Origin of the sequence: Rhodococcus sp. RCBS9, from assembly GCF_029457415.1 — a bacterium.
GTDB lineage: Bacteria > Actinomycetota > Actinomycetes > Mycobacteriales > Mycobacteriaceae > Rhodococcus_F > Rhodococcus_F qingshengii.
Genome location: NZ_CP120422.1, coordinates 6,043,996 through 6,055,650 on the forward strand (window position 1 = coordinate 6,043,996; position 11,655 = coordinate 6,055,650).

General features: G+C 62.1%; 10 protein-coding genes. 5 read left to right on the plus strand and 5 right to left on the minus strand.

What is annotated here, in order from left to right; translation table 11 throughout:
- Positions 1 to 51 precede the first annotated feature (51 nt).
- Positions 52 to 2,334, plus strand: coding sequence for an ATP-binding domain-containing protein (locus P0M12_RS28240; RefSeq protein WP_007728751.1), 2,283 nt, complete (start codon positions 52 to 54; stop codon positions 2,332 to 2,334).
- 83 nt (positions 2,335 to 2,417) lie between these two features.
- Positions 2,418 to 2,879, plus strand: a complete 462-nt coding sequence (locus tag P0M12_RS28245; RefSeq protein WP_007728747.1) for a DUF732 domain-containing protein — start codon at positions 2,418 to 2,420, stop codon at positions 2,877 to 2,879.
- A gap of 1 nt (position 2,880) precedes the next feature.
- On the opposite strand, the gene P0M12_RS28250 is transcribed toward P0M12_RS28245, so the two are convergent.
- From P0M12_RS28250 to uvrB, 3 genes are all read right to left on the minus strand, one after another.
- The gene (locus P0M12_RS28250) at positions 2,881 to 3,333 is read right to left on the minus strand and encodes a universal stress protein (protein WP_003944055.1); all 453 of its coding nucleotides are present in this window, start codon (positions 3,331 to 3,333) and stop codon (positions 2,881 to 2,883) included.
- Between the two features lie 188 nt (positions 3,334 to 3,521).
- Positions 3,522 to 4,397 (minus strand): hypothetical protein, encoded by an 876-nt coding sequence (locus tag P0M12_RS28255; RefSeq protein ID WP_007728746.1) that lies wholly within the window; start codon positions 4,395 to 4,397, stop codon positions 3,522 to 3,524.
- A 45-nt stretch (positions 4,398 to 4,442) separates the two neighbouring features.
- Positions 4,443 to 6,605 carry an excinuclease ABC subunit UvrB gene (gene uvrB, locus P0M12_RS28260; protein ID WP_007728743.1) on the minus strand — a complete coding sequence of 721 codons (2,163 nt, stop codon included), beginning with the start codon at positions 6,603 to 6,605 and terminating at the stop codon, positions 4,443 to 4,445.
- An 86-nt stretch (positions 6,606 to 6,691) separates the two neighbouring features.
- Between uvrB and P0M12_RS28265 the strand changes: the two genes are divergently transcribed.
- The gene (locus P0M12_RS28265; protein ID WP_003944071.1) at positions 6,692 to 7,210 is read left to right on the plus strand and encodes a DUF402 domain-containing protein; all 519 of its coding nucleotides are present in this window, start codon (positions 6,692 to 6,694) and stop codon (positions 7,208 to 7,210) included.
- A gap of 4 nt (positions 7,211 to 7,214) precedes the next feature.
- Here the strand turns inward: P0M12_RS28265 and coaE are convergent, their stop codons facing one another.
- On the minus strand, positions 7,215 to 8,429 hold the full coding sequence (gene coaE, locus P0M12_RS28270) for a dephospho-CoA kinase (RefSeq protein ID WP_277377165.1): 1,215 nt from the start codon (positions 8,427 to 8,429) through the stop codon (positions 7,215 to 7,217).
- A gap of 159 nt (positions 8,430 to 8,588) precedes the next feature.
- Here coaE and P0M12_RS28275 point away from each other — a divergent pair, with 159 nt between their 5' ends.
- A complete protein-coding gene (locus P0M12_RS28275; RefSeq protein WP_003944056.1) occupies positions 8,589 to 8,804 on the plus strand; it encodes a hypothetical protein in 216 nt (71 codons plus the stop codon).
- Positions 8,805 to 8,983: 179 nt separating this feature from the next.
- Here the strand turns inward: P0M12_RS28275 and rpsA are convergent, their stop codons facing one another.
- Positions 8,984 to 10,471 carry a 30S ribosomal protein S1 gene (gene rpsA, locus P0M12_RS28280; RefSeq protein WP_058037518.1) on the minus strand — a complete coding sequence of 496 codons (1,488 nt, stop codon included), beginning with the start codon at positions 10,469 to 10,471 and terminating at the stop codon, positions 8,984 to 8,986.
- 337 nt (positions 10,472 to 10,808) lie between these two features.
- Here rpsA and P0M12_RS28285 point away from each other — a divergent pair, with 337 nt between their 5' ends.
- Positions 10,809 to 11,654 (plus strand): class I SAM-dependent methyltransferase, encoded by an 846-nt coding sequence (locus P0M12_RS28285; RefSeq protein ID WP_007728737.1) that lies wholly within the window; start codon positions 10,809 to 10,811, stop codon positions 11,652 to 11,654.
- The last annotated feature ends 1 nt before the right edge of the window (position 11,655 follow it).

Below are 11,655 nucleotides of genomic sequence, written 5' to 3' on the forward strand. Positions count from 1 at the left end.
GTCTTGGCGCTTTTGCAGCGCGTGAATTTCTCATCAAGCCTAGGAGATCCTTTGCCCGACGCGGACCCGTCACTGAACGAGCAAGAGCTCGAGCAGCAGTACGTGACGATGTTGTACTCCCGTCTCGACGATCTTCGAAAGTATGCCCAAACTCGCTTGAGCACGGTCCTCCTCGAGACCGGCGGAACCCCGCAAGCACGCAGCGAACGCGAATCCTTCAACGCCATGTACACCGAGGATCTCGCCAAGTACGACGCAGCCGAGAACGGAATGTGTTTCGGACGCATCGACTTCGACGACGAGCGACGCTACGTCGGCCGACTGGGAATCCTGGACACCGACAACGACTACGAAACGCTGCTCCTCGACTGGCGAGCTCCGATGGCACGCCCGTTCTATCTGGCGACGCCCGCGGCACCCGAGGGCGTGAAGCGGCGACGCCATATTCGCAGTCGGAGCCGCACAGTCACCGGCATCAACGACGAATACCTGGACCTCGACGCGGCCCGCGCCGCAGGCGTGGTGACCGAAGCCGGCGGCGTCGCCGGTGAGAGCGCTCTCCTGGACGCTCTGAACGCAGCGCGTACGGGTCAGATGAACGACATCGTCGAGACCATTCAGAGTGAGCAGGATGCCATCATCCGCTCCGAGCACAAGAGCGTTTTGGTCGTCCAGGGCGGTCCGGGTACCGGCAAAACCGCAGTCGCCCTTCACCGTGCCGCCTTCTTGCTCTACACCTACCGCCAGCAACTGGCCAAGGCCGGTGTTCTCATCATCGGGCCGAACGCGACGTTCCTCGACTACATCAGCCAGGTCCTTCCTTCACTCGGTGAGACCGGAGTTCTACTCTCGACGATCGGGGACCTGTACCCCGGAGTGCGTGCGACTCGTACGGATTCCCTCGCCGCCGGTGAGATCAAGGGTTCCCTCGCGATCCTCGACGTGCTCAAGAACGCCGTCCGGGATCGGCAGGAAGTTCCGTCGAAGCCGATTACCCTTCGATTCGACACGTACGACTTGAAGCTGGATCGAAAGACTGTCACGAAGGCGCGCGGGCGTGCTCGGTCGTCGCGTCGCCCACACAACCTGGCGCGCCCGATCTTCGTGGCAGCAGTCATCGAGGCGTTGGCACTGCAGATGGCCGAACTCATCGGCGGAAACCTCGTCGACGGTGGGTCACTCCTCAGTCGGGACGACATCGCCGACATTCGCGACGAGATGCGTGAGGACCCGGACATCATGTCCGCCATCGGAAAGCTGTGGCCCGAATTGTCGCCGCAGCAAATCCTCGCGGAACTGTGGACGTCGCCGGCGAGGTTGGCCAAGGCAGCGCCGCAACTCGACGACGCCCAACGCGACGAGCTTCTGCAGAGCGTCGGACCGGGTTTCAGTGCGGCCGATGCTCCCCTGCTCGACGAACTGGCCGAGATTCTCGGCGTCGACGACGCCGCCGAACGCGAACGCGCACAACGTGAATGGCGCGCGCAGATCGCCGACGCCCAGGGCGCCCTCGACATCCTCACCGGGTCTGCACCACAGGATCTCGAAGACGAGATGGATCCCGAGATCTTGATGGCGTACGACTTGATCGACGCCAGCCAACTCGCCCAACGCCACGATCAGGGCCAGCGCCAGACCACGGCAGAACGCGCTGCCGGCGACCGAACCTGGACCTACGGTCACGTGATCGTCGACGAAGCCCAAGAGCTCTCCGAAATGGCGTGGCGAATGCTGATGCGGCGCATACCGAATCGCTGGATGACGTTGGTCGGCGATACAGCTCAGACCGGTGATCCCGCGGGAACTTCGTCCTGGCAGAAGATTCTCGAGCCTTACGTCGCCAAGCGCTGGAAGCTCACCGAACTGACCGTCAACTACCGAACTCCCTCGGAGATCATGGATGTCGCGCACCGTGTGCTCGAAGAGATCGACCCGGAGCAATCCGTGCCCCGGTCGGTACGCGACAGCGGATTCGCGCCGTGGGCGCTCAAGACCACGGCCGAAGAATTGGAATCGACCGTGCGCCGTTGCATCGAGTCCGAGTCGCATCCCGGTATCACCGCAGTGATCGCCGGTTCCGAGGTCGTTGCCGATCTGGCGGGCATTGCGAGTGACACCGTAAGCGTCCTGTCCGTCAAGGACGTCAAGGGACTCGAGTTCGACACAGTGTTGATCGTCGAACCTGCCGACATTCTCGACGAGTCACCACGCGGAATGAACGACCTCTACGTCGCATTGACCCGCGCTACCCAGAGGCTCGGCATCATTCACGTCGAGTCGCTCCCCTCGGTTCTCGACGGCGTCGAAGCAGCAGAGTTGGCCTTCGATTCGTGAGCATCACGGAGTAGGTTCGTGCGTGACACCACGAATGGTGGTGTCACTCCAATTTGTGTCGACGACTGAAGGAATGACCCCTCGTGCTTGGCCTGCCCGCAAGTTCCGCCGCACCCATCCGCAAGATCGCTCGCGTGGTGATCGGCGTCGGGATGCTTGCGGCGGTGACAGCCGGTTGCTCAGAGGATGATTCGAGTTCGACGGCTGCTGCCGGCAGCGACGACATCGCTGCTGTTGCTGCCGCACCGACAGAAAAACCGGTAGACGAGGCAGATCGGCTGCGGGCGGCGCTTGCGTCTACCGGGGTCACGCCCGCCTTTTCCGACGACATGTTGCAGGCGCTCGGTGACGGCGTCTGCCAGCAGCTCGCGGCCGGAACGGATCGAGCGATGATCATCGCGAATCTGCGGGCGGTATCGCTGAACGGAGCAAGCGAACCAATGGTCACCTCCGGAAACGGCTCGGCCGCATCGACAACACCCCCCAGCGCCGATCAGCTGGCTGAAGTGTTCGTCGATGCGGCCGAGGCCGACTACTGCCGGTAGTTCAGCGAACGGTGTGCACGATCAGGACATCGGACGTCGCCTTGCGAGCGGCATCGGAAGGCACCGATCCGAGTAGACGCCCGGTCAACGTGTTCAATCCGCGATTTCCGACGACCAGCAAGTCGCCCTTCACCTCGTCGAGCAAAGCGAGAAGCGATTCGACGGGAGCGCCGACGACGGCGCGCTCGACAACATCCTTTGCCCCCTGGGCATGTGCGCGCTCACGAGCGGTGCGAAGGATCTCGTAGGTCGGAGCGGAACCGGTGACCTGGTAGGCCTCGTTACCCAACGCATCAGCGGCAGCGCTCACGTCCTTGGGATCAGCCGGGTAGTACGCACACGCGATGACGAGCTGAGCGTCCGAGCCACTGGCAATGGCGGCAGCTCTGTCGACTGCCTTCAGTGACGACTCGGAGCCATCGGTTCCTACGACAACGGTCCGGTAGGCACTCATTCATTCCTCCATGGTTACGGGACGGACGGTACGGCCGGCACCGGGCGCAACGCTGTTGCGCCCGCTCGACAACCGCTGCGCTGACATTAGCGGGATTGTGCCGCGGATAGTGTTATTTGCAGTACACGCCACAAGCCCACAGTGAATGTGATTCTTCGTCACAGACACATTTGTTCGGTGGTGACCACTCAGCGAAGTTTGCCAAAGCGGGGCCCGAACAGCGCCGCCGGAAATACTTCCTGCTCGACCAGGGCGGTACGCCACGGCGTCGCCAATTCCAGCAACCGCTTGGCACCCTCCTCACCAAGCGCATCCCACGGAGCCAAAGCGAGGTCGTCCGTCAGGTCTTCGACGACGTCACGCAAGTCCTGCCCGTCCTCGGTCAGCGCACCGGACGAACGATCCAGCAGTTCGCGGTCCTTCAAACTCTCGACGGCCTCGTCCCACTGTTCCTGCGACCATCCGCGACGAGTCTGCGCGAATTTGCGCTGAAACCCGATTCCCGTCGCGGTGTGCGTGATCAACGCGTCCAGGCCGTTCAATCCCGCGGTCTGAAGGGCCGCAATGTGGCCGTCACCGCGATACTCACGCAGCAGTGTCAGCGCGTGCCAGAAACGCAGGTGCGGCTCGGCCGGCCAGTCGAGCGACGCCCAACCCGCGTACAGGGGGCGGCCGTCCACTCCAGGGATGTTCTGGGCAGCGATCGACACGAGTTCGGCGGCCTCGGCCATGTCCGCCGATCCTGTCACGTCTGCACCGAACAGGCGGACGTACGCCGCGTCGATTGCCCGATACCGCGCGGCGACAACCTCTGTGGGCCTTGCCAATTCCCAGGCACGTGGGATGACGCTGGCGATCAGTTCGGGATTGAAGTTGAAGAAGGTGGCCGTGACGACAGTCGCGGGTGGAGCGCCGAGCGGAGCTGATCGCCCGGCAAAGTACACCATTCGGCCAGGCTCCAACCCGACGCCGACAAGTTCCTTCTCCGTCTCCGGGACGAAGTACGCCAAGGAATGGAGAAGTTCGAGAGTCCGCGCGGTCTTGCCTGCAGTCTGTGCATCCATACCTGAAACCGTAGCGGTCGAAAGCACGAACGCACGCGAGGCGACCTACTTGAGACCCGCGGCGTCCATTCCTCGAAGCTCCTTCTTCAAATCCGAGATTTCGTCTCGCAATCGCCCAGCCAACTCGAACTGAAGGTCACGTGCAGCGTTCATCATTTGATCGGTGAGTTCCTTGACCAGATCTGCCAATTCGGCCCGAGGCATCGATTTGGTGTCGCGCCCCTCGTACACACCCGCACTGACCGCACGACCGGCCTCACCCTGCGCACGCCGACCACGCGTCGCATTGCGACCCGAACCACCGACGTCCACGGACGCCGCAGTGTCCTCTGCCTCCTCGTACACCTGATCGAGAATGTCCGCGATCTTCTTGCGTAGAGGTTGTGGGTCGACGCCCATCTTCTCGTTGTAGGCGACCTGCTTCTCGCGTCGTCGCTCGGTTTCCTCGATGGCCTGCGCCATGGAAGCGGTGATCTTGTCCGCATACATGTGCACTTGACCGGATACATTTCGAGCCGCTCGGCCGATCGTCTGAATGAGGCTGGTGGAGCTACGTAGGAAACCTTCTTTGTCGGCATCGAGAATCGCGACCAGCGACACCTCGGGAAGGTCGAGTCCCTCACGCAGGAGGTTGATGCCGACCAGCACGTCGTACTCCCCCAGGCGGAGCTGACGGAGCAACTCGACTCGCCGGAGCGTATCGATATCCGAGTGCAGGTAACGGACGCGAATACCGAGTTCGAGCAGGTAATCGGTCAGATCTTCCGACATCTTCTTGGTCAACGTCGTGACCAGCACACGCTCGTCACGTTCCGCTCGCTCGCGGATTTCGTGAACGAGATCGTCGATCTGTCCCTTGGTGGGTTTGACGATGACCTCGGGATCGATCAATCCGGTCGGGCGGATCACCTGCTCGACGAACTCACCGCCGGACTGACCCAACTCGTACTTACCTGGTGTCGCCGACAAGTAGACGGTCTGACCGATCCGCTGACTGAATTCTTCCCAAGTCAGAGGGCGGTTATCTGTTGCCGACGGTAGCCGGAATCCGAACTCGACCAGGTTTCGCTTGCGCGACATATCGCCCTCGTACATGGCGCCGATCTGAGGAACCGTCACGTGCGACTCGTCGATGACCAGAAGGAAATCTTCCGGGAAGTAGTCGATCAAGGTTGCGGGGGCAGTTCCAGGGCCACGGCCGTCGATGTGGCGCGAGTAGTTCTCGATGCCGGAGCAGAATCCGACCTGTTTGATCATCTCGAGGTCGTACTGCGTACGCATGCGCAGACGCTGAGCCTCGAGGAGCTTGCCCTTGCCTTCGAGCTCGGCGAGTCGCTCTTCGAGTTCCGCCTCGATGTCCTTGGCGGCACGCTCCATGCGTTCAGGGCCGGCGACGTAGTGCGTCGCCGGGAAGATACGAACCGTGTCGACCTGGCGAACGATGTCACCAGTCAGTGGATGGAGGTAGTACAGTGCCTCGATCTCGTCACCGAAGAATTCGATGCGGACCGCCAGCTCTTCGTACGACGGAATGATCTCGACCGTGTCGCCGCGCACGCGGAACGAACCTCGCGTGAACGCCATGTCGTTGCGGTTGTACTGAACGTCGACGAGCAGACGCAGGAACGCATCCCGCGGCACCTCCACACCGACGTCCAGCTGAATCGAGCGATCGAGGTACGACTGCGGTGTACCGAGGCCGTAGATGCACGACACCGATGCCACCACGACCACGTCCCGTCGTGACAGAAGGCTGGACGTCGCCGAGTGGCGCAGCCGCTCGACATCGTCGTTGACGGACGAATCCTTCTCGATGTAGGTGTCCGTCTGGGCGATGTACGCCTCGGGTTGGTAGTAGTCGTAGTACGAGACGAAGTACTCGACCGCGTTGTTGGGTAGCATTTCCCGAAGCTCGTTCGCGAGCTGAGCCGCCAAAGTCTTGTTCGGAGCCATCACCAGAGCCGGGCGCTGCAGCTTCTCGATCAACCACGCAGTCGTGGCCGACTTGCCGGTACCGGTCGCACCGAGGAGGACTACGTCCTTCTCCCCCTCGTTGATCCGTTTCTCCAGCTCGGCGATAGCTGCCGGCTGATCGCCTGCCGGTTCGTACGGGCTGACGACCTCGAAGCGCGCGTCTGAGCGCTCGATGTCACCAACCGGCCGAAACTCGGAATGCGCGACCACGGGATGTTCGGAAGCAAACGCCATGAAACCAGGGTAAGCGCACCTACCGACACAATGCCCGCTCGTCCGCGTTCAGCCGAAAATGCAGTTCGGCGGTAGGTTCTTCGACCATGAGCGAGGAACGTCCCCACATTCACCGGCCGAAGGTCGAAACCTTCGACATCGCAGCTCGCACCAACGTCGATCCCAAGGGCTTCGTTCGCCCGGTCGAGCACTACCGCGAAGAACCGTGGGGGCTGTACATGGCGCGCCACGCCGACCATCCCCGGTTTCACTACCTGGAGTCCTGGATCATTCCCGAACTCGGAATTCGGGCGTCGATCCTGCACTTCACCCCGGAACACATCCGAGACTGGGATTTCTATGTCGACATCGGCGACTTCATCCGCGGCGACCAGGTCTGGACGTCCGAGGACCACTACCTCGACCTGATCGTGCAGACCGGACGCAGCGTCGAATTGCTCGACGTCGACGAATTGCTCGAGGCGAACACCGCCGGGATTCTCGACCCGAAGACGTCAGAGCGTGCGATGCTGAACGCGGCCCGCGCTATCGAGGGCATCGCCGCCCACGGTCACGATCTCGACGCCTGGCTCACCTCGGTGGGCATGCCGGTCACGTGGCGCTGAGTGGTTAGAGGGACCAGCCTGATTTCTCGGCCCACTCCCATGCCCGGTGGAAAGCGGCGTCGAACCACGGCGTCTTGACTCCCAGGTAGGCATCGATCGCAGCGGCGTAGTCGTCGATGCCGGCGGCACTCTCGGCTGCCTTGACCTTGAGTTCGGCATATTCGGCACGCGCCGCTGCGTCGGCGCGAAGCCAGTCACGGAAGAGGATCGCGAACTGCTGACCCGGCCAACCATCCACCCGAATGTGGATGTTCGCGCGGCGCCCTGGATCGGCGCTTCCGTGAATTCGCTTCGCCCACACCGCCGGATCGGTCTCGCCACCGAGGTACGACGGTTTCGGGTCGTCGGCGACGATGTGCTCGATCCGGGGGAACCCGGCAGCGGCCAGATCTTCCGCGAGGTCGTCGGCAACGCCGAGGTGCTCGACAGTGATCTGAATGTCGATCACGTCCTTGGCATCGAGACCAGGCACTGCGGTCGATCCGATGTGATCGATACGGCGCGCACGGTCACCGGACGCCAACGACAACCGGCCGATGATTCGTTCGGCCTGCGCCGGCCACGACGGGTCGGCTGGAGTCAGCTCGGGCAGTGCGCGCACTACCGTGCCCTCGCGGAGGTTCTTCTCGAAGGGAACAAGTCGATTCGCCCACAAGTCGCGGACCACGTCGTCGAGTGAACCCGGCTCTCCGCTGTTGTCGAGCCACACGTCGGCAACAGCACGACGCTGATCGTCATTTGCCTGCGCTGCGATGCGCGCACGAGCGTCGGATTCAGGCATGCCGCGCGAGCCCACCAAGCGCCGAACTCGTTCCTCCTCGTCGACGTAAACGATGACGACCAGATTGAATGCCGGCGCCATCGAACCCTCGACCAACAGCGGAATATCTTGAACGAGCACTGCATCCGACGGCGCAGACGAAATCTGCTCCATCGTCCGCGCACCGATCAGTGGGTGGAGGATGCCGTTGAGAGTTCCGCGTGACGTGTCGTCGGCAAACGCCAACGACGCCAGCGCGGGTCGGTTGAGGCTGCCGTCCTCGGACAGAATCCCGTCGCCGAATGCATCGACCAGAGCGGCAAGTCCCGGAGTACCGGGCTCGACCACTGCTCGGGCGATCAGGTCGGCGTCGACGATGACGGCTCCCAGTTCGCTGAGGATTTTCGACACTGTCGACTTACCGGCTCCGATGCCTCCAGTGAGGCCAACTCTCAACACACTCGACAGTCTCTCATCTCCGCGCCCGAGAGATTCAGACACGCCTACTGATCGAACACGCCGGGGCGTTCGAGGCTCAAATACCACAATTTCGGTGACCGTGCGGTTATGTTCTAGCGAACGCACCTGTACCTGCACCTTCTCGAGAAAGTGGACGCCATGCGAGCAGATCGCGACCATCACGGTCAGCACCGCCTCGGAATGCCGAACGGCGTGCACTGCATAGAGTTTCCCGAAGTTGCTTTTGCCCTGGCAGAGCACCGTCGTACGTGGTTCACGATGCTCGTGAGCCAAGGCCGACACAGCTTCGCGTCGATGCGTAAGCGCACAGCCGAAGCGACCGCCACCTACTGGGTGCCTGCTCCCGCAAACTGAGTTCTCTTCACGAAGTACAAAATGACCGGCAACCCTTCGGTGCCGGTCATTTTTGTGTTCACTCACTGAATTGATTCTTCGCTCGCAAGTGACACCTGGCAGAGAGAAGAACCCCGCCCCTGCACGTGCAGGGGCGGGGTTCTTCACAGATCTCGCCTGATCAGATCAAGCGGTAATCCTTATGCGTTGCCCGACAGCTTCTCGCGAAGTGCGGCGAGCTGTGCATCGCTGGCAAGCGATCCGCCAGCGGACTCGGCCGGAGCGGAGCCGGCAGCAGCCGGAGCCTCGGCGTCCTCTGCAGCAGCCGTCTCCGAGGAGTAGCCGGCAGCAGCGGTGGCAGCCTCAGCGGCCTCGTCTGCAGCGGTCTTCTCCATCTGAGCGGTGTGCATCTTGTGGCGACGCTCAGCCTCGGCGTAGCGGTTCTCCCACTCTTCACGCTGCTTGTCGAAGCCCTCGAGCCATTCGTTGGTCTCGGGATCGAAGCCCTCGGGGAAGATGTAGTTGCCCTGCTCGTCGTACGAGTCGGCCATGCCGTACTTGGACGGATCGAACTCGGCGTTGTAATCCTCGTTGGCCTGCTTCAGCGACAGCGAGATACGACGACGCTCGAGGTCGATGTCGATGACCTTGACGAGTGCATCGTCGCCGACGCCGACAACCTGGTCCGGAACCTCGACGTGGCGCTCAGCGAGCTCCGAGATGTGAACGAGGCCTTCGATTCCCTCTTCGACGCGCACGAATGCACCGAACGGAACCAGCTTCGTGACCTTGCCGGGCACGATCTGGCCGATGGCGTGCGTGCGGGCGAACTGACGCCACGGATCTTCCTGCGTTGCCTTGAGCGACAGGGAGACGCGCTCGCGGTCCAGGTCGACGTCGAGAACCTCGACGGTGACCTCGGTGCCGACCTCGACAACCTCGGACGGGTGATCGATGTGCTTCCAAGACAGCTCGGAAACGTGAACCAGACCGTCTACGCCGCCCAGGTCCACGAATGCACCAAAGTTGACGATGGAGGACACGACGCCCTTGCGGACCTGGCCCTTCTGGAGCTGGTGCAGGAATTCGCTGCGAACCTCGGACTGAGTCTGCTCGAGCCATGCGCGGCGCGACAGGACCACGTTGTTGCGGTTCTTGTCGAGCTCGATGATCTTGGCCTCGATCTCCTTGCCGACGTACGGCTGGAGGTCGCGGACGCGACGCATTTCGACGAGCGAAGCGGGGAGGAAGCCACGAAGACCGATGTCAAGGATGAGGCCGCCCTTGACGACCTCGATGACGGTGCCCTTGACGGCCTCGTCCTTCTCCTTGAGCTCCTCGATGGTGCCCCAGGCACGCTCGTACTGAGCGCGCTTCTTCGACAGGATCAGTCGACCTTCTTTGTCCTCCTTGGTGAGGACGAGAGCCTCGACCGCATCTCCCACGGAGACGACCTCATTGGGGTCGACGTCGTGCTTGATGGAGAGCTCACGAGAAGGGATGACGCCTTCGGTCTTGTAACCGATGTCGAGCAGAACCTCGTCGCGGTCGACCTTGACGATGGTTCCTTCGACGATGTCGCCATCGTTGAAGTACTTGATCGTGGCATCGATGGCGGCGAGGAAGTCCTCGGCGGAGCCAATGTCGTTAATGGCAACCTGCGGCGAGGTGACGGTTGTGGAGGGCATATGTTGAATTGCTCCGGACGAGTTGTGGTCGGTTGATGGATTTTGTCGGACGAGATGCGCAACTGTGGCGTACAAATGTTGGAAGTACTTTGTGAAGTACTAGATCGAAGTACCCAGCTGCATCAATAACGAACAACCGAATACCGGATCACATTCCACACCGCGGAAGCGCACCGCGAGCTCCCTCGGTCCGACTGATTCCGAGACCTTGGTAAAGATCTCGTATAGACAATCGGTCGGATGACAGACACTCGCGTGAGTAAGACTACGCGTCGGCTATCTTGCCGGGCAAACCCGGGTACCCTGCGCCCGCATCACCCGTTCTACTGTGTTGTTCATGTCTGACGAGCGCCATGCCGCTGCCAATTCCATTCTCGGTACCAGCGGCGTCGGCCGAGTCCGTGTCGATTCAAGTGCCAGCGACCGCGCCAGCCGTGCGTGGTGGGACGCCGACGCCGACGATTACCACCGAACCCACGGCGAGTTTCTGGGCGTGAACAGCGCGGAAGGTGAATTCGTCTGGTGCCCCGAAGGGCTGCACGAGGGCGATCACCACTTGCTCGGCGACATAGTCGACAAAGACATATTGGAAGTGGGTTGCGGCTCCGCGCCGTGCGCCCGATGGCTCGCCGGACACGGTGCTCGGGCCGTCGGTCTCGACATCTCGATGGGGATGCTCGCCCGCGGGCAGGACGCGATGAATGCCGGCGGGCCGGCAGTCCCGTTGATTCAGGCAAGTGCGGAACTTCTGCCGTTTGCCGACGAGAGTTTCGACATCGTTTGTTCTGCGTTCGGCGCCGTCCCGTTCGTTGCCGATTCGCAGCGAGTGATGAACGAAGTCGCCCGGGTTCTGCGTCCCGGCGGATCGTGGGTCTTTGCCGTCAACCATCCGATTCGATGGATCTTCCCCGACGATCCCGGGCCGAAGGGCTTGACCGCGACCCTCCCCTACTTCGACCGCACCCCGTACGTCGAGGTCGATGACAACGGAGTCCCCACCTACGTCGAGCATCACCGCACCATCGGCGACCGGGTTCGTGAGATCGTCGCGGCCGGACTTCAGGTGCGCGACATCATCGAGCCCGAATGGCCGGAGTGGTTGGACCGCGAATGGGGACAGTGGAGTCCCCTGCGCGGCCAACTCTTTCCGGGCACTGCAATTTTCAGCGCCGTCAAACCCTGAC

Coding starts and splice junctions, on each gene's coding strand:
- P0M12_RS28265 (WP_003944071.1), top strand. CDS start 6,692: ATGAGCGAGGAACGTCCCCACATTCACCGGCCGAAGGTCGAAACCTTC.
- P0M12_RS28285 (WP_007728737.1), top strand. CDS start 10,809: ATGTCTGACGAGCGCCATGCCGCTGCCAATTCCATTCTCGGTACCAGC.
- uvrB (WP_007728743.1), bottom strand. CDS start 6,605: ATGGCGTTTGCTTCCGAACATCCCGTGGTCGCGCATTCCGAGTTTCGG.
- P0M12_RS28255 (WP_007728746.1), bottom strand. CDS start 4,397: ATGGATGCACAGACTGCAGGCAAGACCGCGCGGACTCTCGAACTTCTC.
- rpsA (WP_058037518.1), bottom strand. CDS start 10,471: ATGCCCTCCACAACCGTCACCTCGCCGCAGGTTGCCATTAACGACATT.
- P0M12_RS28250 (WP_003944055.1), bottom strand. CDS start 3,333: ATGAGTGCCTACCGGACCGTTGTCGTAGGAACCGATGGCTCCGAGTCG.
- P0M12_RS28275 (WP_003944056.1), top strand. CDS start 8,589: ATGCGAGCAGATCGCGACCATCACGGTCAGCACCGCCTCGGAATGCCG.